This window comes from Stenotrophomonas aracearum, assembly GCF_031834615.1.
GTDB lineage: Bacteria > Pseudomonadota > Gammaproteobacteria > Xanthomonadales > Xanthomonadaceae > Stenotrophomonas > Stenotrophomonas aracearum.
Window position 1 is genome coordinate 412,214 of record NZ_CP115543.1, and the last position, 23,384, is coordinate 435,597.

General features: G+C 67.8%; 22 protein-coding genes. 5 read left to right on the forward strand and 17 right to left on the reverse strand.

The window, feature by feature from the left end:
• Window position 1: 1 nt before the first annotated feature.
• Window positions 2–472 carry a YehS family protein gene (locus PDM28_RS01820; protein WP_311183578.1) on the reverse strand — a complete coding sequence of 157 codons (471 nt, stop codon included), beginning with the start codon at window positions 470–472 and terminating at the stop codon, window positions 2–4.
• 159 nt (window positions 473–631) lie between these two features.
• On the opposite strand from PDM28_RS01820, the gene PDM28_RS01825 reads away from it, so the two are divergent.
• Together PDM28_RS01825 and PDM28_RS01830 are read left to right on the forward strand one after the other, a co-directional pair.
• Window positions 632–1,135: a hypothetical protein gene (locus PDM28_RS01825; RefSeq protein WP_311183579.1), complete on the forward strand. Its 504-nt coding sequence runs from the start codon at window positions 632–634 to the stop codon at window positions 1,133–1,135.
• A gap of 70 nt (window positions 1,136–1,205) precedes the next feature.
• Window positions 1,206–1,955, forward strand: coding sequence for an SDR family NAD(P)-dependent oxidoreductase (locus PDM28_RS01830; RefSeq protein WP_311183580.1), 750 nt, complete (start codon window positions 1,206–1,208; stop codon window positions 1,953–1,955).
• On the opposite strand, the gene PDM28_RS01835 is transcribed toward PDM28_RS01830, so the two are convergent.
• The 8 genes from PDM28_RS01835 to PDM28_RS01870 form a co-directional block, all read right to left on the reverse strand.
• Window positions 1,952–2,308 (reverse strand): VOC family protein, encoded by a 357-nt coding sequence (locus tag PDM28_RS01835; RefSeq protein ID WP_311183581.1) that lies wholly within the window; start codon window positions 2,306–2,308, stop codon window positions 1,952–1,954. The two genes, PDM28_RS01830 and PDM28_RS01835, sit on opposite strands and share 4 nt — an antisense overlap.
• Window positions 2,309–2,388: 80 nt before the next feature.
• Window positions 2,389–3,249 carry an SPOR domain-containing protein gene (locus tag PDM28_RS01840; RefSeq protein ID WP_311183582.1) on the reverse strand — a complete coding sequence of 287 codons (861 nt, stop codon included), beginning with the start codon at window positions 3,247–3,249 and terminating at the stop codon, window positions 2,389–2,391.
• Between the two features lie 18 nt (window positions 3,250–3,267).
• Entirely contained in the window at window positions 3,268–4,956 is a 1,689-nt protein-coding gene (gene argS / locus PDM28_RS01845; protein ID WP_311183583.1) for an arginine--tRNA ligase, read from the reverse strand.
• A gap of 153 nt (window positions 4,957–5,109) precedes the next feature.
• A complete protein-coding gene (gene radC / locus PDM28_RS01850) occupies window positions 5,110–5,802 on the reverse strand; it encodes a RadC family protein (protein WP_311183584.1) in 693 nt (230 codons plus the stop codon).
• A 107-nt stretch (window positions 5,803–5,909) separates the two neighbouring features.
• Complete coding sequence (locus tag PDM28_RS01855) at window positions 5,910–7,334, reverse strand: ankyrin repeat domain-containing protein (RefSeq protein WP_311183585.1); 1,425 nt, start codon at window positions 7,332–7,334, stop codon at window positions 5,910–5,912.
• A gap of 177 nt (window positions 7,335–7,511) precedes the next feature.
• Window positions 7,512–7,670 carry a hypothetical protein gene (locus PDM28_RS01860; protein ID WP_311183586.1) on the reverse strand — a complete coding sequence of 53 codons (159 nt, stop codon included), beginning with the start codon at window positions 7,668–7,670 and terminating at the stop codon, window positions 7,512–7,514.
• A gap of 170 nt (window positions 7,671–7,840) precedes the next feature.
• Window positions 7,841–8,176 (reverse strand): hypothetical protein, encoded by a 336-nt coding sequence (locus PDM28_RS01865; protein WP_311183587.1) that lies wholly within the window; start codon window positions 8,174–8,176, stop codon window positions 7,841–7,843.
• A 398-nt stretch (window positions 8,177–8,574) separates the two neighbouring features.
• The gene (locus PDM28_RS01870) at window positions 8,575–9,465 is read right to left on the reverse strand and encodes an aspartyl protease family protein (protein WP_311183588.1); all 891 of its coding nucleotides are present in this window, start codon (window positions 9,463–9,465) and stop codon (window positions 8,575–8,577) included.
• A gap of 290 nt (window positions 9,466–9,755) precedes the next feature.
• Between PDM28_RS01870 and coaBC the strand changes: the two genes are divergently transcribed.
• From coaBC to PDM28_RS01885, 3 genes are read left to right on the forward strand one after another with little or no spacing between them, the layout of a single operon-like run.
• Window positions 9,756–11,009, forward strand: a complete 1,254-nt coding sequence (gene coaBC, locus PDM28_RS01875) for a bifunctional phosphopantothenoylcysteine decarboxylase/phosphopantothenate--cysteine ligase CoaBC (RefSeq protein ID WP_311183589.1) — start codon at window positions 9,756–9,758, stop codon at window positions 11,007–11,009.
• On the forward strand, window positions 11,006–11,479 hold the full coding sequence (gene dut / locus PDM28_RS01880; RefSeq protein ID WP_311183590.1) for a dUTP diphosphatase: 474 nt from the start codon (window positions 11,006–11,008) through the stop codon (window positions 11,477–11,479). The genes coaBC and dut overlap by 4 nt, the downstream gene beginning before the upstream one ends.
• A gap of 15 nt (window positions 11,480–11,494) precedes the next feature.
• The gene (locus tag PDM28_RS01885; protein ID WP_311183591.1) at window positions 11,495–13,837 is read left to right on the forward strand and encodes a phosphomannomutase/phosphoglucomutase; all 2,343 of its coding nucleotides are present in this window, start codon (window positions 11,495–11,497) and stop codon (window positions 13,835–13,837) included.
• A gap of 21 nt (window positions 13,838–13,858) precedes the next feature.
• Here the strand turns inward: PDM28_RS01885 and PDM28_RS01890 are convergent, their stop codons facing one another.
• From PDM28_RS01890 to pyrE, 8 genes are all read right to left on the reverse strand, one after another.
• Window positions 13,859–14,578: a response regulator transcription factor gene (locus PDM28_RS01890; RefSeq protein ID WP_102946998.1), complete on the reverse strand. Its 720-nt coding sequence runs from the start codon at window positions 14,576–14,578 to the stop codon at window positions 13,859–13,861.
• The gene (locus PDM28_RS01895; RefSeq protein ID WP_311183592.1) at window positions 14,559–17,219 is read right to left on the reverse strand and encodes an ATP-binding protein; all 2,661 of its coding nucleotides are present in this window, start codon (window positions 17,217–17,219) and stop codon (window positions 14,559–14,561) included. The genes PDM28_RS01890 and PDM28_RS01895 overlap by 20 nt, the downstream gene beginning before the upstream one ends.
• On the reverse strand, window positions 17,216–17,857 hold the full coding sequence (gene kdpC / locus PDM28_RS01900; RefSeq protein WP_311183593.1) for a potassium-transporting ATPase subunit KdpC: 642 nt from the start codon (window positions 17,855–17,857) through the stop codon (window positions 17,216–17,218). Before kdpC ends, PDM28_RS01895 begins: the two co-directional genes overlap by 4 nt.
• Window positions 17,854–19,905 carry a potassium-transporting ATPase subunit KdpB gene (kdpB, locus tag PDM28_RS01905; RefSeq protein WP_311183594.1) on the reverse strand — a complete coding sequence of 684 codons (2,052 nt, stop codon included), beginning with the start codon at window positions 19,903–19,905 and terminating at the stop codon, window positions 17,854–17,856. Before kdpB ends, kdpC begins: the two co-directional genes overlap by 4 nt.
• 11 nt (window positions 19,906–19,916) lie before the next feature.
• Window positions 19,917–21,629 (reverse strand): potassium-transporting ATPase subunit KdpA, encoded by a 1,713-nt coding sequence (gene kdpA / locus PDM28_RS01910; protein ID WP_311183595.1) that lies wholly within the window; start codon window positions 21,627–21,629, stop codon window positions 19,917–19,919.
• Window positions 21,630–21,641: 12 nt separating this feature from the next.
• Window positions 21,642–21,734: a potassium-transporting ATPase subunit F gene (locus PDM28_RS01915; protein ID WP_084739105.1), complete on the reverse strand. Its 93-nt coding sequence runs from the start codon at window positions 21,732–21,734 to the stop codon at window positions 21,642–21,644.
• 190 nt (window positions 21,735–21,924) lie between these two features.
• On the reverse strand, window positions 21,925–22,593 hold the full coding sequence (locus PDM28_RS01920) for a hypothetical protein (RefSeq protein ID WP_102946993.1): 669 nt from the start codon (window positions 22,591–22,593) through the stop codon (window positions 21,925–21,927).
• A gap of 15 nt (window positions 22,594–22,608) precedes the next feature.
• Complete coding sequence (gene pyrE, locus PDM28_RS01925) at window positions 22,609–23,268, reverse strand: orotate phosphoribosyltransferase (protein WP_196933246.1); 660 nt, start codon at window positions 23,266–23,268, stop codon at window positions 22,609–22,611.
• Between the last annotated feature and the right edge of the window lie 116 nt (window positions 23,269–23,384).

Here is a 23,384-nt window from a genome sequence, read left to right on the forward strand (position 1 = left end):
ATCAACCGCCGCGAACGCGCAGGGTCAGCCCCTTGAGGAAGTTGCGCAGCAACTGGTCGCCACAGGCACGGAAGTTCTTGTGGTCCGGCTGCCGGAACAGCGCCGACAATTCCGGCTTGGACACCGGGAAACCGGCGCTTTCGAAGATCGCGTGCATGTCCACGTCCTTCAGCTCGAAGGCCACGCGCAGCTTCTTCAGCACCAGGTTGTTGGTGATGCGCTTTTCCACCGGGCGCAGCGGCTGGCTTTCATCGCGGCCGCGATTGAGCACGATCAGGCCGTCAAGGAAATGCGCCAGGCTGCGATCGTCGCAGGCCACGAAGCCTTCCTCGTCTTCCTTGCGCAGCCAGCCCGGCACGTTGGCCTTGTCGACCACGAACGCCGGGTCGGCCAAGGCACAGATCTCGGCAATTTTGCCGTCGCTGAGATCGAGCATGTAACGGATGCTGCGCAGTACATCATTGTTGATCATGGGGGACGTCCAATACCGCCATCGCGGCTGCGTGGCTGGTGGCCATTTTACCCCCAGCCGGGCCGCTGCCCCGGAAACCGGCATCTGGCCTGTCATCTGACTGCCACGAAAGTGAAGCACAGTGCGCTCCTCAGGTACTTTCAGGCAGTGGAGCGGGCAATGCGCAGGTGGCAGGTTCTTGCGGGTGTGGGCATGGTCTGGCTGGCCGCGACGGCCTCGGCCCAGGCCCCGTATGTGGCGATCGAACAGCGCGTGGACCCGCAGCAGCTGGCCGAAGTGGGGCTCACTCCCGCCCAGCTGCAGACCCTGAACCGCCTGCTGCGCGAGGCCGATGCCCGTGCGCCGGCCTCGGTGGCGTCCGCCCCGATGGACCCGGCCGCTGCTTCGGCGCCGCTGCCCGGCGCGCCCACCCCGGCGCCGATGTTCCCCGGCCTGGACGACGGTCCCATCCATGCCAACGTCACCGGCCAGGTCGACGGCTGGCAGCCGGGCACCGTGTTCACCCTGGACAACGGCCAGCAGTGGCAGGTGCTCAAGGGCGAGCTGAAGCTCAAGGCCAGCCGTGCCAACCCGGCCATCGTGGTGGTACCGGGCATCGCCGGGCGCTGGTTCCTGCAGGTGGACGAAGACCTGCCCAAGGCCCGCGTGTTCCGGATCCGCTGATCCGCCAGCGCGCGCCAACACAGCGGCGCGCAGGGTGCGAAAATGGCCGGGAATCCCACGGAGACCCGCGATGACCCGTACCGCTCTGATCACTGGCGCCACGTCCGGCTTTGGCGCCGCCGCCGTCCATCGTTTCGCCCAGGCCGGCTGGCGTGTCATCGCCACCGGGCGCCGCGCCGAACGGCTGCAGCCGCTGGTCGACGCCTACGGCCCCGAGCGTGTGCACGCCGCCGTGTTCGACGTCCGCGACACCGCCGCGATGGACGCTGCGCTGGCCGCGCTGCCGGCCGGTTTTGCCGACATCGACCTGCTGGTCAACAACGCTGGTCTGGCCCAGGGCACTGCCCCGGCGCAGAGCGCGTCGCTGGAAGACTGGCGCACCATGATCGACACCAACGTGACCGCGCTGGTCACGCTGACCCACCGCCTGCTGCCGCAGCTGGTGGCGCGCAAGGGCGCGATCATCAACATCAGCTCGGTCGCTGGCGTGTACCCGTACCCCGGCGGCAACGCCTACGGCGGCACCAAGGCCTTCGTCAGCCAGTTCTCGCTGGGCCTGCGCTCGGACCTGCACGGTACCGGCGTACGCGTGACCACCATCGAACCGGGCATGGCCGAAACCGAATTCACCCTGGTCCGCACCCACGGCAACCAGGCCGCTTCGGACACGCTGTACACCGGTGCCAACCCGATGACCGCCGACGACATCGCCGAGCAGATCCTCTGGGTAGCCAACCTGCCGGCCCACCTCAACATCAACCGCCTTGAAGTGATGCCGGTCAGCCAGTCCTTCGCCGGTTTCCAGGTGGCGCGCGACTAAGCCGCGGTCCACACCGCCAATTCATACCCATCCGGGTCGTTGAAATGGAACCGCCGCCCGCCCGGGAATTCAAACGTCGGCGTGGAAATCTTCGCGCCGGCCGCTTCCACCCGTGCCTGGGTGGCCTCCAGGTCATCCGCATACAGGATCACCAGCGGCCCACCGCTGCGGGCCGGCCCATCGGTGGTGAACCCACCGCGCAATCGTCCGTCGTTGAACTCGGTGTAGCCCGGGCCGTAGTCGGTGAAGGTCCAGCCAAACACCGTGCCGTAGAACGCCTTGCTGCGGGCAATGTCGCCCACGTTGAATTCGATGTTGTCGATGCGGCGATCGTTGCCTTCAGAGGTACCCATGCGTGCTCTCCATGACGTGGAGCGCCAGCATAGCCGCAAAAAAAAAGCCCCGCAGTGCGGGGCTTTTTCAGGGCTCAAGGTTACTGCGCCTTGATCGCCATCGCCTGCAAACCAGTGCCGTCCAGCTTCTGCTTGGCTTCAGCCAGTTCGCCGGCACTGCCATACGGGCCCATGCGCACGCGGTAGACCGTCTTGCCGTTGATCTGGGCAGACTCCACCCGTGCAGCCAGGCCGATCATCGCCAGTTTTGCCTTGGTGGCTTCCGCATCACCCGACGCACCAAAGGCACCGGCCTGCAGGATGTAACGCACGTTGCTGGCCGCCGGTTGGGCGGCGGCTGCCGGCGTGGCTGCAGCCGTGGTCGTCGCTTCCGGCTTGGGCGTCGCTGCCTCTGCAACCGGCTTCGGCGCTGCCGCGGCAGCCGGGCGCTCGGTCACCGGCGCCGGCAACGGGGCCGGCGCGGCGGTCGTGGTGGCTGCGGTCGCAGCAGTAGCAGTCGGAGCCGCTGCGGCCGCCGGTACCGGGCGGCCTTCCAGCGCAGCCTGCGCACGCTGTGCTTCAGCCTTGGCCTTGCGCTGCTCTTCCGCGCGCGCGCTGGCGGCCAGCTCCGCGTCGGACATTTCCACTTCCTTGCCAGGCAGCAGGGTGTAGAAGTCGTACTGCGTCGCCGCCGGCTTGGCCGGTTCGGCAGGCTTGGCCGCACCCGGCTTGGGCAGTTCGGTGCCCGCGTCGGTGTCGGCGTCGCTGACCGGGGCCGGCTGCGCGTTCGGGTCGGGCTGCGGCCCTACCCGCAGGAAGCCGTCGCCATCGTTCTTGAACAGGTTCGGTGCCGCCAGGAACACCACGGCCGCAATCGCCACACCGGCCACCAGCCATACCCATCCGGGCGTGCCTTGGCTGGTGTTGCGTCGCGCCTGGCTCTTGCCGCGTCGTGCTGCCATTTACTGCTTCTCCACTGCTTACATTTTTTCCGGGGCGGAAACGCCCAGGATGTTCAGGCCATTGGCCAGCACCTGGCGCGCCGCGCACGCCAGCGTGAGCTTGGCATTGCGCTCGGCGTCGTCAGCCACCAGCACCTGGGTGCCGTGATACCACGTGTGGAAGGCATGCGCCAATTCACGCAGGTACTGCGCCACCAGGTGCGGTTCCAGCGCCACGCCGGCCGCTTCCACCACTTCCGGGAAGCGCGACATTTCCACCATCAGCCACAGCGACGGTTCGTCGGTCAGCGACGCCAGTCCGGTCATGCCTTCGGCCGGGGTGTACGACAGCTTCTTCTCCTGCGCCTGGCGCAGCAGGCTGCAGACCCGGGCGTGCGCATACTGCACGTAGAACACCGGGTTGTCGTTGCTCTGCTGGCGGGCCAGGTCGATATCGAAGGTCAGCTGCGAATCGGGCTTGCGCGCGATCAGGAACCAACGGGTCGCGTCGCGGCCGGCTTCGTCGATCAGGTCGCGCAGGGTCAGGTAGCTGCCGGCGCGCTTGGAAAGCTTCACTTCCTCGCCGCCGCGCATCACCGTCACCATCTGGTGCAGCACGTACTCGGGCCAGCCCTTGGGAATGCCCACGTCCAGCGCCTGAAGGCCCGCGCGCACGCGCGCCAGCGAACCGTGGTGGTCCGCGCCCAGCTCGGTGATCGCGCGCTCGTAGCCGCGCTGCCACTTGCTCAGGTGGTAGGCCACGTCCGGCAGGAAGTAGGTGTAGGTGCCGTCGGACTTGCGCATCACGCGGTCCTTGTCGTCACCGAAGTCGGTCGAACGCAGCCACAGCGCGCCGCCTTCCTCATAGGTGTGGCCGGCCGCATTGAGCTGGGCCACGGTCTCTTCAACCTTGCCGTCCTTGTACAGCGAGCTTTCCAGGAAGTAGATGTCGAAATCCACCCCGAATGCGGCCAGGTCCTGGTTCTGCTCGTTGCGCAGGTAGGCCACCGCGAAGCGGCGGATCGCGTCCAGGTTGTCCGGGTCGCGCTCGCCCACCACCGAATGGCCTTCCAGCTCCACGGTGGCGCCGGCCAGATAGGCCTTGGCCACGTCTTCGATGTAGTCGCCGCGGTAGCCGCCTTCCGGCCAGCCGGCGTCGTCGGGCTTGATGCCCTTCGCGCGCGCTTGGGTGGAAAGGGCCAGGTTCTCGATCTGCACGCCGGCGTCGTTGTAGTAGAACTCGCGCTTGGCGTTCCAGCCGTTCACTTCCAGCAGGCGTGCCAGGCTGTCGCCGATTGCCGCCGCGCGGCCATGGCCGACATGCAGCGGACCGGTCGGGTTGGCCGAAACGTATTCCACGCCCACGGTGCGGCCGTTGCCGCTCAGGTTGTGGCCGTATTCGGCGCCTTCCTTCAGCACGCTGGTCGCTTCGCGCTGGTACGCGCTGGGGGCCAGGTGGAAGTTGATGAAGCCCGGGCCGGCGATTTCCACGCGCAGCACGTCGTCGCTCTTGGGCAGCGCATCGAGCAGCGCCTGGGCCAGGGCGCGCGGGTTGCTGCGCGCCGGCTTGGCCAGCAGCATCGCGGCATTGGTGGCGAAATCACCGTGTTCGCGGGTCTTCGGGCGTTCCACCACGAATTCCGGGGTCAGGGTATCGGCCGGCAAGGTGCCGTTGGCGCGCAAGGCTTCAATGCCCTGGCTGATCAGGGCGCGGAGGAGATTTTTCACAAGGCCTGCTTTGGGACTGGAGCGGCGGAATCGGTAATTTTAGCCCAGAAGGCGCCCCGATCCATTGAACCGGGGCAGAGCGGGGGTCGGGAAGGCCCGGGGGGCCGGGTTTTTAGGTGCTACTGGGGCCGGGGGCTGAGCAGGCCGTTCAGCTCAGGGGGCGGGGCCGGCCCGCAGCCACCCCCGCTGGGCCATGGAAACCGCCGGGCCATCCCCCACGACGATATGGTCCACCAGCCGCATGCCCACCAGCGCCAGGGCCTGGTGGAGCTGGTGGGTGATCTGACGGTCGGCCGCCGAGGGTTCGGCCCGTCCAGACGGGTGGTTGTGACTGACGATCACCGCCGCCGCGTTGTGCAGCAGGGCCCGGCGGACCACCTCGCGTGGGTACACGGCTGCCTCGTCCACGGTGCCGGTGAAAAGCTCCTCGTAGGCCAAGGTTCGGTTGCGGGTATCCAGAAACAGCGCCGCGAACACCTCCTGCGGGCGCGGTCGCAGCCGCAATTTGAAGAAGCGCGCAGCCGAGTCGGGGTCGCAGAAGCTGTCGCCCCGTTCCAGGTCGGACATGACGTGGCGACTGGCCAGTTCCAGTGCGGCGACCAGTTTGCAGGCGCGGGCCGGACCCATGGTCGGCAGCTTCATCAACGTGGCCGCATCCAGATCGAGCAGTCGGCGCAACGGGCCATGTTCGTCCAGCAGTCGCCGGGCACTCTGCACCGCATCCATCCCGCCACTGCCGCTACCGATGAACAGCGCGAGCAGTTCCGATTCGGACAATGCGCGCGGACCGCGCGCCAGCAGCTTCTCGCGAGGTCGGTCGTCCTCGGGCCAGTCTTTGATTGCCATGCCGGCAGTGTTGATCCACGTGCCGCACAGCGGATATAGGGAACTGCCGCGCCGTCCGGTAAGTTCCCATGCAAGCAGAGCCAGAAGCAGCGTGCGCTGCTGAAGGATCAGCCAGGCAATTTGAAGTAGCGCGCACTCATTTGCCCCACCACGTCCGCCACCGCCCCCACGCTCGGCTTCTGTTCCGGCGACATCGACATGACGATCTCCTCGCGGCAGGCCAGGTCGTCGCCGTCCAGTTGCGAGTAACTGATCCGCAACGTGTTCCAGTTCAACACATCCGGCTGCACCGTCACCACGCCGCTGCGGCTGATCCAGTCCTTGGTCTTCGACAAGCGCAGTGTGCGCATCGTGTCGGTGGAATCGGCATACAGCCGCTGCGACGGAATGGCGGGATGGGGATCGCTGGCCAGGTGCTCGAACAAGGCCTTGTTGAACTCACAGAACCAGGCGGGTCGCTTCCACGCTTCCGGATGATTCAACTCCTGGCGGGCTCGGGCCCACGAAGCCGCCTGGGCGACGCCTTCGGGCTTGGGCTGCTTCCTGGGCGGCTTGCTGGTGCGTCCGGTCGTGCCCAATGCGGCTGCCTGTTCCTCGAATGCCGTTCCCTTGAAGCGGCGGACGTCGGCTTTCAGGAGCTTGCCCTGTGCGGAGAGCGCCTCAGCCAGGGCCATCGCCACGTCTTCGTTGCCTGCGTTCAAGGCCAGTGTCAGTGGCGTGCGGCCGCGTTCGTTGGCAGCTGCGGGATCCAAGCCCCATTCGAGGAGCAGACGAGTGGCAGCCACGGGATCGCCCAGGCGGTGCCAGGTGGTGGAAAAGCCGCCACGGCTTGCCTTGAGCCCGTCCACATCGCCGGCCGCGTACATCAGGGCGTTGGAGCCGGTGGGATTGACCACATGCACGTTGGCGCCGCGCTCGGCCAGGAAGCGCAATAGGGGCGCACTTCCCATGTAGGCAGCCATCAGCACCGGTGTATACATCTGACGGTGGTCCATGGCTTCAATGCTGGCGCCGGCCTGCAGCAGTGCGTCGACGGCCTGGAAGATGAGCGCCATTTCTGCCGAGTCCGCGTCCTGCTCGAACGCACTGTTGAACACCTCGCCACGCATTTCGCGCAGGCCGATCGCGGTGCAGATCGGGGAGTCCTTGGTCAGGCGTGGGTTCGCACCGGCGGCCAGCAACAGGCGCAGCTTCTCCAGTGCCTGCGCGGTCGGGCCGAAGATGAAATCGCGGCAGGTGGTGGAAAGCGGGGTGGCGCCGCGGCCGGCGGCCTTGTTCGGGTCCGCGCCACGCTCCAGCAGCAGGGAGACCAAGGCCACATGCGCATCGAGGCGGCGCGTCACCGTGGCCACATCCGGGCCATCGCTGTGCAGCATGCTGTTGTTGCAGACCCAGTACAGGGCACGTTCGTTGTGGCGCAGCCGGATACGGTCCGGGTGCACGCCCGAGAGAACCAGCCGCTCGATCTCGGCGAAGGCGTTCTCGCAGGTAGGGAAGTCATCCAGAACAACAGACGAAGACGAGGTGGCCACGGGCATCGGTCCTTGATTGAGTGGACCAATGCTAGCAGTCACGGTGCGTGTGGATACTGGACAGATTGCCAAGTTCCCGCGCTGCGTCCCTTTCACACTCTAGCCTGCAAAAGCTGATCAACCCACAGTGGAACCGTTGACACAGGCAGCAAACTTTGAGTCTGCCTCTCGAGGCAGTCAGTTTTTCTTCATGTAGGCGACACCCATGCCGCCAGAGAGGCATCCAACGAAAATAGGGAGTGACAATTGGATCGAAGCGCCCAGCAACGTCGCCGTCGCCGCACAGCTGGCGCCGATTAGCGCGCTTATGATCAGTGCAGAAATCTGTCTGTTCACGGAAATCTCCAGTCAAAGTTGGTCAAGAGCAGTCTTTAGTAGAAGGATGTACACCCACGAAGACTGAAGCGGCACGCCCAAGGAATCACCACAGGAAATTTGAAGATTCTTGGGAGCCGCGCAGGATCAAGGTGATCCTGCGCGAGCAGAATGCTCTGTTCAGTCGTCTATCAATTGGCCATGTACTGAACCATGATGGACGTGACAGCGCCAGTCACCGCTCCGCCTATTCCACCGAGCCCTGCCCCAGCCAAAGCTCCGGGGCCCGCACCAAGGCCTCCCAGAAATGCCCCGGCCATGGCGCCCGTCACACCGCCACCAATGGCGCCTGCGACGGCTCCGATGGTGGCCGCCTGACCGACCTGACTCCAGTTAACTCCCCCGCCTACCAGCTCCAACTCACTCAAGCTCAGTTCCCGAGGTCCATGCTGTGAAACCTGCTCCAGATGGAACGCGTTGATGCCAAGGATATCGGCAGTAGAAAAACCAACGTTGAGTACGTTCATCGCTCACTCTCCATTTTGGCGACGCATCATTTGCGTCCGTGACCGGGTTCGAGCCCGGCGATTCGCCTGCAACTGGCGTGTGGGTAGTGTGGAGGGGCGTGCAGGAAGGCGAACATAGGAAACTGCCGCGTCATGTCGTCGGTGGCAATCGGAGATCACTCCGGTGCTCGGAATCAACCCCACAGGTATTGTGTACGCAAGCGAGTTTGTCTTGACTCTCTTTATCATCGGCGCCTGATTCAGAAAGACCGCTCATCGGTCGGCGGCGAAGTCTACGAGCGGTTTGCAGGCAGACGCTGGACTGCCGTCGCAGTATTGGAAAAATCTATTGCTCCGGAAGCAGAGGTGTCGGAACTGGCGTCGCCTAGCGCGCGATCAGCGACAACTGCACCTTTCGCTCACCGGCACACGGCCACTACTTGGCTTCTCTGGTCGATCAACACCACCGCGTTCTGCAGCGCACGCGCGCCGACCAGCACTTCCGGGTACTTCGGCGAGACGCGCACCTCCGCTTGGGCCTGGCTTACCTGTCCTACGCGGATAGGCTGCTGGACCGTCCCACGCCAGCTTTCCAGCTGGCCGTTGGTCAGCTGCGAAAGGACCGCCTCGCCCAACGGCTGCTCAGAGACCTGTTCGTAAGCGGACTGTGGCAGCACGAAGCCGACGTTGGCGCCGGTGTCGAGCTGGGCAACGAAGGTGTGCGTACCTACCGATACCGGAATGCGGAAGGCCCGTGTATAGGCAAGGGCATTGGCGGCAGCCGGGTCCAGCTTCAGTGCTCGGGTGAACGCCAACGTCTTGTTCGGGTAATCAATCCGCAGCAGGCCGTCGGCAAAGAAGTCGCGGGCGAGGATTCCGTCGAACGCGGCCTCGGGTGCGTTGCGTGCGTTGTAGTCGCGGGCGATCACTTCCACGTTCCGGTGCACCGCATCGCCCAGTTCCAGCGCATCGAGCCGCACGGTGTCCACGCCGGCCTTGGTCACACCGTCCGAAGTGGTGGTTTCCCCATGCCGCGGCAGGTCCAACGCCGTGACCAGGCGCATGTCCGCCCGCCCGATGCCGCTGGCGCCTGTGTCCACAGCGAACCGGTACGGTCCTTGGCCGTTGACCCGTGCCTGCACGTAGATGCGCCCATCGATGCTTTCGAACGGCACCTGCACCAAGGCGTCGGCAATGGGCTGATGGGCGAGCCCGCAGGCATCGGCCCCGGTTGCCGGAGGCGAGGCGCTCGCGGCTGCGGCGGGGAGGAGAACAAGGAGCGAAAGCAGCTTCGGCAGGGCAGGGTGCATGGCGCGTTCCTTGCGGTATGGACGATTCCGGTCAGCGTCATCCTGCGTCCGGTGCGGTGCGGCCCGCATCCCGCCTGCGACGAATTACCCGATCCGACCGACAGGACCCCGGCCATATGGAGTGAACGACCCGGGATCCCGAGTCTCCCCGGCGACTTCAGCGCAGTTCCACGACGCCATCGCCCCGCCCCGCTCATGACAAAAAACACCGTTCTCATGCCCCTGGCGCATCAGGGCCGCAACAGAGCATCGGGTAAGCTACCCGCCTCAGATAGACAGGAATTCCGCAGGTGGCTGACTCCCCCCAGGCTTCCCCGGCGCAGGCGCGCCCGCTGGCAGGCCAGAAGCTGTTGTTGTGCGTGGGTGGCGGCATCGCGGCCTACAAGTCGCTGGAGCTGGTGCGACGCCTGCGCGACGCCGGGGCCCAGGTGCAGGTGGCCATGACCGCCGGCGCCCAGCAGTTCGTGACCCCGCTGAGCTTCCAGGCCCTGTCCGGCCAGCCGACCCGCACCACCCTGTGGGACAGCGCGGCCGAGCAGGCCATGGGCCATATCGAGCTGGCCCGCTGGGCCGACCGTATCGTGGTGGCCCCGGCCACTGCCGACCTGCTGGCGCGCCTGGCCAACGGCCATGCCGACGACCTGGTCACCACCCTGTGCCTGGCCACCACCGCGCCGCTCACCGTGTGCCCGGCGATGAACCACCGCATGTGGCTGCACCCGGCCACCCAAGCCAACATCAGCCTGCTGCGCGAGCGCGGTGCCCAGGTGATCGGCCCGGAAGACGGTCCGCTGGCCGAAGGCGAATCCGGCCCCGGCCGGCTCACCGAGCCGCATGCCATCGTGGCGGCGCTGGCCAGCCTGCGGGACCCGGCCGCCCCCGAGGTCGCCCAGGAACTGAAGGGCCTGCGCGTGGTGATCAGCGCCGGTCCCACCTATGAAGACCTGGACCCGGTCCGCTACGTGGGCAACCGCAGCAGCGGCAAGATGGGCTACGCGCTGGCCGCGGCCGCCGTGCGCCAGGGCGCCCAGGTGGTGCTGGTCAGCGGCCCGGTGCACCTGGCTACCCCGGCCGGGGTGCAGCGGGTGGACGTGCGCTCGGCCGCACAGATGCGCAGCGCCGTGCTCGACGCGCTACCGGCCGACATCTATATAGGGGCGGCCGCGGTGTCGGACTACACCCCGCGCCAGATCGCACCCCAGAAGCTGAAGAAGACGGCAGGTACGCAGACGTTGACGCTCGAACTGGTCCGTACGGCCGACATCCTGGCCGAGGTGGCCGCGCAGACCAACGCGCTCAAGCTGGTGGTCGGGTTTGCCGCTGAAACCCACGACGTGGAGAAGTACGCGCGCGGCAAGCTGGTCGACAAGCGGCTGGACCTGGTGATCGCCAATCAGGTCGGCATCACAACCGGTGGCTTCGAAAGCGACGAGAATGCTGCTACGGCGTACTGGCAGGGCGGGGAGCAGGTCTTCCCCGGCACCACCAAGGCGCTGCTGGCCGAACAACTGTTGTCCCTGATTGCCCAGAGGTTGCACGCATGACCCAAGCCCCGTCCCTGCAGCCGCTGCAGGTGAAGCTGCTCGATCCACGCTTCGGCGACACGTGGCCCATGCCGGCCTACGCCACCGAAGCCAGCGCCGGCCTCGACCTGCGCGCCGCGCTGGAAACCGAACTGACCCTGCAGCCGGGGGACACCGCGCTGATTCCCAGCGGTATCGCCATCCATATCGAAGACCCGAACCTGTGCGCGGTGGTGTTGCCGCGCTCCGGGCTCGGGCACCGGCACGGTATCGTGCTGGGCAACGGCACCGGCCTGATCGATGCCGACTACCAGGGACCGCTGCTGATCAGCGCCTGGAACCGTGGCCGCGAGGCCTTCACGCTGCAGCCCGGTGACCGTATTGCACAGTTGGTCGTGCTGCCGATTGCACGCGTGGACCTGCAGGTAGTGGATACTTTCACCGACAGCGCCAGGGGAACGGGTGGATTCGGCCATACCGGGGTGCGCTGACAGGGGGTAACACCGATGAGCAAGGCAACGGCGGAAGGACAGCCGCGACTGACAAGCAAGCGTAACGGGCTGGTGCTGGTGGGCCTTCTGGCCCTGATGGCGGTGTGGTTTGCCTGGAGCGGGGTGCGCCAATGGCGACAGGCCTCGACCGGGCAGGCGCTGGAGCAGTCCCGCGACGAGATCGTGCAGGGCGTGCAGAACGCGCTCAACGGACAGACCACGCAGCTGCGGACCCTGGTCAAGAGCGAGCGGGTCAGCACCGCGCTGGCCGCCGGCGACGCCGATGCCACTGCGCTGGCCGTGCGCGAGGGCTGGCCGGGCACCGAAGAGGTCGAGGTGTTCACCACCGACCTCGACCAGGCCTATGCCGACCCGAAAACCTTCGGCTACGCGCGCCTGGCACTGATGGAAGCGGCCATTGCCGGCGACACCGTCACCGCGCGCGTGGTGCGCGACGCCGGGGGCCAGCGCCTGGGCCTGGCCGTGCCGGTGCAGCTGGGCAACCAGGGACCTGCTGTCATCTATGTCCGCCAGCCGCTGCTGCGCCTGACCGACACCTTCGACAAGGTGCGGGTGCCGTCGGCCGGCTACCTGGCGCTGCGCCAGGGCGGGCACAACATCATCGAACAGGGCGACACCTCGCTGTCGCAGGGCGCCGAAGGCCTGGCCCGGCCGATCGGCAAGACCGGCCTGCGCCTGTCGGCGGCGGTGCCGGACGTCGAACCGGGCCCGCTCGGCCTGGGCGCGATCCCGTCGTTCATCGTGGCCGTGCTGCTGCTGGCCATTGCCGGCATGCTGCAGTTCGGCAAGGGCAAGGTGAAGCTGCCGCGCCGCCGCACCGAGGTGGCCGAAGGCGAACACGGCCCGACCCTGCGCGAGAGCCTGGAACTCGACCCCGTGCCGGAAGCGACATCTGCAGCCAGTGAGGCGGGCGCGCCGCCGCCGCTGCCCAGCGGTCCCGGCAACGAGGTCGCCGAAGGCATCTTCCGCGCCTACGACATCCGCGGCGTGATCGGTCGCGAGCTCACCCCGCAGGTTGCAGTGCTGATCGGCCAAGCCATCGGCTCGGTGCTGCAGGTGCAGGGACTGCGCGACATCGTGGTGGGCCGCGACGGCCGCCTGTCCGGCCCGGAGCTCAGCGCCAGCCTGATCGAAGGCCTGCGCCGCGCCGGCTGCGACGTCATCGACATCGGCCTTGCGCCGACCCCGGTGGTGTACTTCGCCAGCTATCACCTGCGCGCGGGCAGCTGCGTGGCGGTAACCGGCAGCCACAACCCGCCCGACTACAACGGCTTCAAGATCGTGGTCGGTGGCGAAACCCTTTCCGGCGATGCCATCACCGAGCTGTACCAGCGCATCCGCGACGGCCAGCTGCACGTGGCCGCCACGCCGGGCAGCCTGCAGCAGCGCGACGTCAATGCCGACTACATCCAGCGCATCGCCGACGACGTGCAGTTGGACCGCCCGATCAAGGTGGTGGCCGACGCCGGCAACGGCGTGGCCGGTGAGCTGGCGCAGCCGCTGCTGGAGGCGATCGGTGCTGAAGTCATTCCGCTCTACTGCGACGTGGATGGCACCTTCCCGAACCATCACCCGGACCCGAGCGACCCGGACAACCTGGAAGACCTGATCCAGACCGTGAAGCGCTTCGACGCCGACCTCGGCCTGGCCTTCGACGGCGACGGCGATCGCCTCGGCGTGGTCACCAAGGAAGGAAAGATCATCTACGCCGACCGCCTGCTGATGCTGTTCGCGGCCGACGTGCTGCAGCGTAATCCGGGCGCGCTGGTCATCTACGACGTGAAGTGCAGCGGCAAGCTGTCGGACTACGTGCTGCGCAATGGTGGCAGCCCGATGATGTGGAAGACCGGGCACTCGTTGATCAAGGCCAAGATGCGCGAGACCGACGCCGAGCTGGCCGGCGAGATGAGCGGCCACTTCTTCTTCAAGGAACGCTGGTTCGGGTTCGACGATGGCCTGTATGCCGCCTCGCGCCTGCTGGAAATCCTGGCCCAGCGCGAGGAGACGCCGTCGGAAGTGCTGGATGAACTGCCCGACAGCGTTTCCACGCCGGAATTGAAGGTGCCGGTGGAGAACGGCACCCCGCATGCACTGGTGTCGCTGTTCGTCTCTGCCGCGCAGGCGGACGACTCACCGTTCTTCGGCGCGCGCCTGTCTACCATCGACGGCCTGCGTGCCGACTTCCCGGACGGTTGGGGGCTGCTGCGTGCCTCCAACACCACCCCGGTGCTGGTGCTGCGCTTCGAGGGCAACGACGAGGCGGCGCTGGAGCGCATCAAGGCGCTGTTCCGCGAACAGCTGCAGCCGTTGCTGCCTGGGGTTGAGCTGGGTTTCTGAGGCGCCGGCCAGCGGCCGGCATTACCCTTTGAATCGAAGACCCACGCCCGGTTCGGTGAACAGGTACTTCGAATCGAGCGCGGAATCGCCCAGCTTGTGGCGCAGCTTGCCCACCAGGATGCGCAGGTAATGCGTGTCGTGCTGGTGGGTCGGCCCCCAGATTTCGGCCAGGATCTGCGGCTGGGTCACCACCCGGCCGGCGTTGCGCAGCAGCAGCGACAGCAACGCGTACTCCTTGCGGGTCAGCGCCACCGGCGCGCCGTCCAGGTGCACCTCGCGGCGGACCAGGTCGATATGCAGGTGGCCGTCGTCGAACTGCGGCAACACCCCGTCAGCCGACACCGTGCGCGTGCGCAGCAGCGCCCGCACCCGCGCCATCAGCTCCTGGGTGCCGAACGGCTTGGTCACGTAGTCGTTGGCGCCGTTGTCCAGCGCCAGCACCTTTTCGGTTTCGCTGGCGCGCACGGTCAACATGATCACCGGCACCTGGCTCCACTGGCGCAGCTCGGCCAGCACCTGGTGGCCTTCCATGTCGGGCAGGCCGATATCCAGGATCACCAGGTCCGCGCCTTCGCCCACCAGTTGCTCCAGCCCGTCCTGCCCGGTGGCCGCCTGCAGCACGCGGTAACCCTGCGCGCGCAGGCTGATCTCCAGGAAGCGGCGGATCTGCGCTTCGTCGTCGATCACCAGCACGCGCGCCGGTGGCACGCCGTGGGAGGCGTCAGGATTCGTCGTGGTCATCGGCAGGGTGCGGTTGCAGCAGCGGGAGCGTGATGCGGATCAGGGTACCGCGTCCGTCGCGCCCCGGCAGCGCCTGCACGCTGCCGCCGTGCGCGCCGATCATGCCCTGGGTGATGGTCAGCCCGAGCCCGGTACCATGCCGGCCGCGGTCGCCGCGCTCCACGCTGTAGAACATATCGAAAATGCGCGCGCGCTCGTCATCGGGAATGCCCGGGCCGGCGTCCAGCACGTCGATGCGCAGCTCGCCGTCCACCAGCCGCGCCTGCACTTCCACCGCCGCGCCGGGCGGGGAGAACTTGGCGGCGTTCTCCATCACGTTGAACACCGCCTGTTCCACCAGCGCCGGATGCACCCAGATCGGTGCCAGCGTGCCGGGAATGTCCAGCTGCAGCCGCACCTCCGGCTGGTAGCGCTGCAGCCGGCGCGCGGCCGAGCCCACCAGCTCGTCCACCCCGATCCAGTCGCGGTTGATCTTCAGGCCCTCGTGGCCCAGCCGGGTCATGTCCAGCAGGTTCTGGATGTAGCGGTCCAGCCGCTCGCCTTCCACCAGGATGGTGTCCAGCAGCGCACGCCGGTCGCGCGCGTCCATCGCATCGGCGTAGCTGGAAAGGCTGTCGGCCGAACCGATCATCGCCGCCAGCGGCGAGCGCAGGTCGTGCGACACCGAGGACAGCAGTGCCGAGCGCAGCCGCTCGGTCTCGTTGCTCACGTGCGCCTTTTCCAGATCGGCAACCAGCCGCGTGCGCAGCGCCGCCTGCGCGATGTCGTCCACCATCGCTTCGGCCAGCTGGCGCTGCTCCGGGGTCAGCCGCGGCGCACTACGCGGGAAGCGGATGCCGGCCACGCCGATGGTCCGGTCGTCGCCGTCCAGCAGCGGCAGGAACCACCAGTCCGCGCCGGCCAGGGTGTCGGTGAAGCGGCCGCTGGGCTGGCCATGGCGCTGCGCCCAGTCGGCGGCGGCCAGGTCGGTGTCGCCCGGCGCGGCGCTGCCGCTGGTGCTGGTGTCGGCGCCGATGCGCAGCCAGGCCGGTGCATCCAGCGCCTGTTCCAGCGCCTCGCGCCCGGCCTGCGCCACCTGTTCGTTGCTGGCCGCGCGGGTCAGCTGCCCGCCCAGTACCTGGCGTGCATTGGCATGCCGGTTGGCCGCGCGCAGCGCCACCACCTGCATGCGCAGGCGCGAGGCCAGCCGCCCGGCCACCAGTGCCGCCACCAGGAACAGGAACACGGTGATCACGCCCTGGCGCGCGCTGATCGCGAAGGTGAAGCGGGGCGAGATGAAGAAGAAGTTGTAGGCCAGGAAGCACAACGCCGCCGCCATCACCGCCGCACTGGTACGGCTGCGTGCAGCCACCACCACCACCGCCACGATGAACACCATCGAGAGGTCGTACAGCCCCACCCAGCGCTCGGCCACCAGCGCCACCAGGCAGGCCAGCGCGGTCGCGGTGAGGGCGAGCAGGGAATCGCGGCCGGTGCTCAGGGTCGGCATCGAAAGACCATGGCGACGCGCATGCGCGCGCGCCTGCGGAGTACCGATGATGGTGATCTCGTAGTGCGCGCCGCGCTGGATCAGCTGCTGGGTCAGGGTGCGGTTGAGCATGCGCGCGAATGGGCGCTCACGGGTGCGGCCCAGCACCAGGGTGGACACGCTGTTGTGTGCGGCATGGTCGAGCAGGGCGTCGGCAATGCTTGGCCCGTGCAGCAGCTCGGCCTCGCCGCCCAACCGCCGGGCCAGCGCGAACGCGGCGTCGATCTCGCGGCGGGTGCCTTCGTCCTCGCGGCGTCGCTGCACGGTCACCACCGTCCACGGCGCATCGCGCCGTTCGGCGATGCGCCGGCCCACCCGCACCAGGTACTCGCTCTGGCCGCCGCCATCGATCGCCACCAGCACCCGCCGCCGCAGCGGCAGGTTGCCTTCGCCGCGTGCGGCGCGGGTCTCGCGCAGGCTGGTGTCGACCCGGTCGGCCGCTTCCTGCATGGCCAGCTCACGCAGCGCGGTCAGGTTGGCCGGCGAGAAGAACGCCTGCAACGCCTGCGCGGCCTGCTCTGGCACGTACACCTTACCCTGCTGCAGGCGCTCGATCAGTTCGCGTGGCGGCAGGTCGACCAGCACGATGTCGTGCAGACGGTCGAGCACCGCATCGGGCACGGTCTCGCTGACCCGCACCCCGGTGATGCGCATCACCACGTCGTTGAGGCTTTCCAGGTGCTGGATGTTGATCGTGGTCCAGACGTCGATGCCGGCGTCCAGCAGTTCCATCACGTCCTGCCAGCGCCGCTCGTGGCGGCTGCCCGGCACGTTGCGGTGGGCCAGTTCGTCCACCAGCACCAGCGCCGGGTGGCGCGCCAGCACCGCGTCCAAATCCATTTCCTGCAGCGCATGCTGCTGGTACGCGCGCTGCAGCAGCGGCACCTGCGGCAGGCCGTCCAGCAGCGCGGCCGTTTCCGCGCGGCCGTGGGTTTCCACCAGCCCGACCACCACGTCCACGCCCCGGCGCAGCTGCTCGTGCGCGCGCCCGAGCATGCTGTAGGTCTTGCCCACCCCGGGCGCGGCGCCCAGGAACACGGTCAGCTTGCCACCGGCCTCGCGCTGGAGGCTCTCCACCAGTGCATCGGCCTGTCGTGTACGGGAATCGGTCATGGGTGCAGAGTGTGATCCAACGCCGTATTGAGCTCCATCACATTCACCCGTGGCTGCCCGAACACCCCCCACTGCGGCCCCTCCGTTTGCGCGGCCACCAAGGCTTCTACCTGCGCGGCGTCCATGCCTCGCGCACGCGCCACCCGCGCCACCTGCACGGCTGCGGCCTGTGGCGAGATCTCCGGATCCATGCCGGCACCGGACTGGGTCACCAGGTCGCCGGGTACGGCACTGGTAGGCACGCCCTCGCGAAGCGCGACCGCCGCCGTAGCCTCACGCACGCGTTCCTGCAGTGCCGGATTGCTGCGGGCCAGGTTGCTGCCCGCCGCCGCCATCGGGTCGTAGCCGGCGGCCGAGGGCCGGGTCTGGAAGTAGCCGTCCCCGGCAAACGGCTGCGCGACGAGGCGCGAACCTCGCACCTGGCCGTCGACGACCAGCAGGCTGCCGTCGGCCTTCGCGGGGAACAGGGCGCGGCTGACCGTCGTCGTGCCCACCGCATACGCCAGCCCAAGCACCAGCAGGCTGGCCACACCCAGCCCAATGGCCGGGCGCAGTGCACCCCGGTGCTGCAGGGCGACGGAAACAGCGGCGCGGGTACGCGCCGGAGGGGAAAGCGAAACAGCAGCAGAGCGGTTCATGCGCCGAATACCGAGAAGAGGAAGAGGTCGATCAACTTGATGGCCGCGAACGGCAGCAGCACGCCACCCAGCCCGTACACCAGCATGTTCCGGCGCAGCAGCGCGGTGGCCGTGGCCGGGCGGAAGCGCACACCGCGCAGCGCCAGCGGAATCAGGGCCGGAATCACCAGCGCGTTGAAGATCAGTGCCGCCAGCACCGCGTTGCGCGGGCTGGACAGCTGCATCACGTTCAACGTCGCCATCGCCGGCAACGTCGCCGCGAACAACGCCGGCAGGATCGCGAAGTACTTGGAGACATCGTTGGCCAGCGAGAACGTGGTCAGCGCGCCGCGCGTGATCAGCTGCTGCTTGCCCACTTCCACCACCGCCAGCAGCTTGGTCGGGTCCGAATCCAGGTCCACCATGTTGCCGGCTTCCTTCGCCGCCTGGGTGCCGGAGTTCATCGCCAGACCGATGTCGGCCTGGGCCAGCGCGGGCGCATCGTTGGTGCCGTCGCCGACCATCGCCACCAGCCGTCCACCGGCCTGCTCGGCGCGGATCCGGGCCAGTTTGTCTTCCGGGCGCGCCTCGGCGATGTAGTCGTCCACGCCCGCTTCGGCCGCAATGGCCGCAGCGGTGAGCGGGTTGTCGCCGGTGATCATCACCGTGCGGATGCCCATCGCGCGCAGCTGCGCGAACTTCTCGCGCATGCCGTGCTTGACCACGTCGCTCAGCTCGATCACGCCCAGTACGTGGCGCCCTTCGCATACCACCAGCGGGGTCGCGCCATTTCGCGCCACCTGTTCCACCCGCCCGGCCAGCTCGGCCGGCACGCTGCCGCCCAGCTCACGCACATACGCGGTGATCGCATCGGCGGCGCCCTTGCGGATGCGCCGGCCGCCGTCCAGGTCCACGCCGGACATGCGGGTCTGCGCGCTGAAGGCGAGGTACTCCGCCTTGTCAGGCTCGCTCGTGGTGCAACCCTGCTCACGCGCAAGGCGCACGATGGATTTGCCCTCCGGGGTCGGGTCGGCCAGCGAGGACAGCAGCGCCGCTTCGCGCAGCTGGGTCGCCTCGATTCCGGCCAGCGCGTGGAAGTGGCTGGCCTGGCGGTCGCCGTGGGTGATGGTGCCGGTCTTGTCGAGCAGCAGCACGTCCACGTCGCCGGCCACTTCCACCGCCTTGCCGCTCTTGGCCAGGATGTTGGCGGCCAGCGCACGGTTCATGCCGGCAATGCCAATCGCCGGCAGCAGCCCACCGATGGTGGTCGGAATCAGGCACACCAGCAGCGCGATCAGCAGCAGCGGGTCGACCTTCACCCCGACGAACGCACCGATCGCCGGCAGCGTGGCCACCACCACCAGGAAGGTCAGCGTCATCGCCGCCAGCAGCAGGGTCAGGGCCACCTCGTTCGGCGTCTTCTGCCGGTTGGCGCCTTCCACCAGCGCAATCATGCGGTCCAGGAAACTGTGCCCCGGCTCGGCGGTGATCTTCACGATGATCTGGTCGGAGAGCACCTTGGTGCCGCCGATCACGCCGCTGCGGTCGGTGCCGGCCTCGCGCAGCACCGGGGCCGACTCGCCGGTCACCGCCGCTTCGTTGATGGTGGCCAGGCCGTGCACGATCTCGCCGTCGGCAGGCACCAGCTCGCCGGCACTGACGATCACATGGTCGCCCGGGCGCAGCTCGGCGGCCGGTACCTGGGTTTCACTGGCACCGGCATGCGCGGCTGCAAGGCGACGTGCGCTCAGGTCCTGGCGTGCACGGCGCAGCGACGCAGCCTGGCCACGACCGCGCGCTTCGGCCACCGCTTCGGCGAAATTGCCGAACAGCACGGTCAGCAGCAGGATGGCGGTCACCGCCAGGCCGAAGCCCAGCGGCGCGTTGCCGGTGAGCGTGACCAGCAGGCTGACCAGCGTGCCCACCATCACTACCGCCATCACCGGGCTGTGCAGCAGGTGGCGCGGCGACAGCTTGACCACCGCATCGCGCAGTGCCCGGCGCAGGCCGGCGCCATCAAGCAGGCGTGGGCGGCGGGTGGAAGTTGCATTCAAGGGATAGGTACTCATGGTCTCGCGTCTCAGCGCAGCGTCAGCGACAGGTGGTCGGCAACCGGCCCCAGCACCAGCGCCGGCATGAACTGCAATACGGTCAGGACGACGATCAGCGCGATCAGGGTCAGCGCGAAGGTCGGGGTTTCAATCTGCAGCGTCCCCGCCGATTCCGGCGCACGCCGCTTGGCCGCCAGCTGGGCGCAGACGATCAGCGGAATCACCAGCACCGGGTAGCGGCCCAGCAGCAGCACCAGGGTGCAGCTCAGGTTCCACCACGGCGTGGCATCGCCCAGTCCTTCGAAGCCCGAGCCGTTGTTGGCGAAGGCCGACACGTACTCGTAGAACACCTGGCTGACGCCATGGAAGGCCGGGTTGGAGGTGCCGGTGATCGAGGGAATGGCCAGCGTGATCGCGGTGAACGCCAGGAGGGTGATCGGCTGCAGCAGCACCAGCAACGCGAGCAGGCGCACCTGGGGGGTTTCCAGCTTGCGGCCGAGCAGTTCCGGGGTACGCCCGGTCATCAGCCCGGCCAGGAACACACCCAGCAGCAGATACACGAGGAACTGCTGCAGGCCGCAGCCGATGCCGCCCCAGATCGCGCTGACCAGCATGTTCACCATCGGCACCGCACCGGCCAGCGGGCTGAGCGAATCGTGCATGCCGTTGACCGAGCCGTTGGAGACCTGGGTGGTGATCGCCGCCCACAAGGCCGTGCCGTCGGCACCGAAGCGCACTTCCTTGCCTTCCATCAGCAGCGGGCTGGCGGCCGTGGCCGAATGGCCTTCCAGCCACACCGTGGCGGCCACCGAGACGCTGGACATCGCCAGCATGCAGCCGAACACCAGCCCGGCCAGGCGCTTGCGCCCGGTGAAGGCGCCGAGCATGAACACCACCGCGATCGGGATCAGCAGGATGCCGATCAGTTCCAGTGCGTTCGACAGCGGGGTCGGGTTTTCCAGCGGCATGCTGCTGTTGGGGCCGTACCAGCCGCCCCCGTTGGCACCCAGCTGCTTGGCCGCGACCATTGCAGCGACCGGGCCCAGCGGCAGCTTCTGGCTGTCCATGCCGGCCGTGGCGTCGATCGGCGTGGCGGTGGGGCCACCCGCCAGCGTGGAGGGCACGCCCTGGCTGGTCAGCAGCACGGCCCACAGAAGGCACAGCGGCAGCATGAAGCGCACGCACGAACGCACCACGTCGGCGTAGTAGTTGCCCACGTCGATGCGGCGGTCGGCCGGCAGGGCAGGGTCGGCGGGTTCGCCTTCCGGAGCGGTACCGAACAGCGCCCGCAGCGTGGCCACCACCAGTGCCAGGCCCATCATCGGGGTGACGACCTGCAGGCCGGTGATCGCGGTCATCTGCGAGAAGTACGACAGCTGCGCCTGGCCGGAGTAGTGCTGCTGGTTGGTGTTGGTCAGGAACGAGACCATCGTGTGCAGCGCCGTGTCCCAGCGCATGTTGGGAATCTGGTCGGGGTTGAACGGCAGCCAGGCCTGGGTCATGAACACCGTCTGCACCAGCACGGCAATCACCAGGTTGCTCAGCAGGAACGCGCCCACGTAGCCGCGCCAGGACATGCCGCGCAGCGGATTCACGCCCAGCACGCGGTACAGCGGCTTCTCAATCCAGGCAAACAGCGCGTCGCCGCGCATCGGCCCACCGCGCATCACCCGGGCCAGGTACAGCCCAAGCGGAAAGGCCAGCACGATGCTGGCCAGCAGGATCAACAGGATCTCGGTCATGGTCGGCTCCGGTCAGAACTTTTCGGGCGCAAGCACGACGTACAGCAGGTAGGCGGCGGCAACGAGCACCAGCACCCCGCACACCAGCGAAAGCCAGGCAGGCAGGGTAGGGCTCGCCGCGGCGGCGGCAGCAACAACAGGCAGGGTCAGGCTCATGGGACGTCCAGGTGGAACCACTCCACGTCAGGCCGTCATGGTGGTCCCCGGGCGCGTAAACGCTCCACGCCCAAGCCGGTGCAGGAGCGTAAAAAGGCCGTAAAAAGTAGAGCCGGGCTCTGCCCGGCTCCTTCAACCCTTACCCGCGCGGGTCGGTCTCCACACCCTTCAACAACCGGTACCGCTGCAGGGTCTCCTCGATCTCCGCATCCAGCGCCTTGCGCTGGTCCAGGTACGAGGCCTGCATGCGCTTCTGGGTCACCAGTTCGGCGTGGCGCAGGCGGATGTCCTCGGCCTGCTTGGGCAGCACCGGCTGGCCGGCCAGTTCGCGGTCGCCCGCGCTGCCCAGCAACGTCACCAGCGCGTCGCGCAGGCTGGCCACGTTGTAGTTGGCGGTGTTCACGTTGTTGTCCAGGATCCCGGTGCGCTCCACGAACACGCGGCGCAGGTCGGCTTCGTCCTCGTAGGTGGAGAGCATCGCCTGCTCGGTGCGCTTGCGGGTGTCTTCCGCCGCCTGGTCCAGCTGGGCCTGCGCCGCCGCAACGGCGGCGTCGGCACGCTCTTCCTCGGTCAGGGTGCGCTCCACGCCACCCTTGCGCAGGCCGCTGTTGACGCTGAATTCCTCGCGCGCGCTGTTCACCGCCTCCTGCGGCAGGGCATCGCTGCAGATCCGCTCACTGCCCTTGTTCCAGCAGTACAGCTTCTTGGCCTTGGCATCGGTGCTGCTGCGCTTGGCCTGCGCCTGTGCGCCGAGCACGGGCGCGGCCAGCAGCAGGCCGATCATGGTGAACGTGGCAATCCTGGACATGGGAGCCCCCTGCTCTCAACGCGTAGGACGGCTGCCGTAGCGGGACCGATAGTCCTCCAGCGGCTGCCGGTACCCGACAAGTTCCGGATTTCCGGAGGCAAAATCAAGCAGGTCGCCCAGCGTGGCCACGGCCACCACCGGAATGCCGGCTTCTTCGGCCACGGCCTGGGCGGCCGAACGGCGGTCGTCTTCCGAGGCGATCTCCTGCCGGTCCAGCGCCACCACGATGCCGGCCGGGGTGCCGCCGGCCTGCTTGATGATGGTCAGCGCCTCACGGATGGCGGTGCCGGCGGTGATCACGTCGTCCACGATCAGCACGCGCTTGCCGTTCATGTCCGCGCCGATCAGGTTGCCGCCTTCGCCGTGCGCCTTGGCTTCCTTGCGGTTGAAGCTCAGCGGCAGGTCGCGGCCGCGCTGGGCGAACTCGCAGGCGGTGGCGGTGGCCAGCGGAATGCCCTTGTAGGCCGGGCCGAACACGACGTCGAACTTCAGGCCGGTGGCTTCCACCGCATCGGCGTAGCAGGCGGCCAGCTGGGCCATCTTCGCGCCGGAATCGAAACGGCCGGCATTGAAGAAGTAGGGGCTCAGGCGGCCCGACTTGAGGGTGAACTGGCCAAAACGCAGCGCATCGGCGGTCAGCGCCAGCTGCAGGAAACGGTAACGGTGGTCGCTCATCTGAAGCTCTATTCAATTCTCTTGGAGCGCAGATGCTAATGCATCCCTGCCAATTCAGGCTCGTGACCCCCTGCCGCAGGCCGCTGCGGTGGCCGGATCCGGCCAGCCGATGGGCC

Bases quoted from the DNA above. Each gene is read 5' to 3' on its own strand.
- PDM28_RS01830 (WP_311183580.1), top strand. From the start codon at position 1,206: ATGACCCGTACCGCTCTGATCACTGGCGCCACGTCCGGCTTTGGCGCC.
- kdpA (WP_311183595.1), bottom strand. From the start codon at position 21,629: ATGACCGAGATCCTGTTGATCCTGCTGGCCAGCATCGTGCTGGCCTTT.
- PDM28_RS01920 (WP_102946993.1), bottom strand. From the start codon at position 22,593: ATGTCCAGGATTGCCACGTTCACCATGATCGGCCTGCTGCTGGCCGCG.
- pyrE (WP_196933246.1), bottom strand. From the start codon at position 23,268: ATGAGCGACCACCGTTACCGTTTCCTGCAGCTGGCGCTGACCGCCGAT.
- PDM28_RS01840 (WP_311183582.1), bottom strand. From the start codon at position 3,249: ATGGCAGCACGACGCGGCAAGAGCCAGGCGCGACGCAACACCAGCCAA.
- PDM28_RS01825 (WP_311183579.1), top strand. From the start codon at position 632: ATGCGCAGGTGGCAGGTTCTTGCGGGTGTGGGCATGGTCTGGCTGGCC.
- PDM28_RS01885 (WP_311183591.1), top strand. From the start codon at position 11,495: ATGAGCAAGGCAACGGCGGAAGGACAGCCGCGACTGACAAGCAAGCGT.
- PDM28_RS01895 (WP_311183592.1), bottom strand. From the start codon at position 17,219: ATGACCGATTCCCGTACACGACAGGCCGATGCACTGGTGGAGAGCCTC.
- kdpC (WP_311183593.1), bottom strand. From the start codon at position 17,857: ATGAACCGCTCTGCTGCTGTTTCGCTTTCCCCTCCGGCGCGTACCCGC.
- radC (WP_311183584.1), bottom strand. From the start codon at position 5,802: ATGGCAATCAAAGACTGGCCCGAGGACGACCGACCTCGCGAGAAGCTG.
- PDM28_RS01870 (WP_311183588.1), bottom strand. From the start codon at position 9,465: ATGCACCCTGCCCTGCCGAAGCTGCTTTCGCTCCTTGTTCTCCTCCCC.
- PDM28_RS01835 (WP_311183581.1), bottom strand. From the start codon at position 2,308: ATGGGTACCTCTGAAGGCAACGATCGCCGCATCGACAACATCGAATTC.
- dut (WP_311183590.1), top strand. From the start codon at position 11,006: ATGACCCAAGCCCCGTCCCTGCAGCCGCTGCAGGTGAAGCTGCTCGAT.
- kdpB (WP_311183594.1), bottom strand. From the start codon at position 19,905: ATGAGTACCTATCCCTTGAATGCAACTTCCACCCGCCGCCCACGCCTG.
- PDM28_RS01865 (WP_311183587.1), bottom strand. From the start codon at position 8,176: ATGAACGTACTCAACGTTGGTTTTTCTACTGCCGATATCCTTGGCATC.
- PDM28_RS01820 (WP_311183578.1), bottom strand. From the start codon at position 472: ATGATCAACAATGATGTACTGCGCAGCATCCGTTACATGCTCGATCTC.
- PDM28_RS01890 (WP_102946998.1), bottom strand. From the start codon at position 14,578: ATGACCACGACGAATCCTGACGCCTCCCACGGCGTGCCACCGGCGCGC.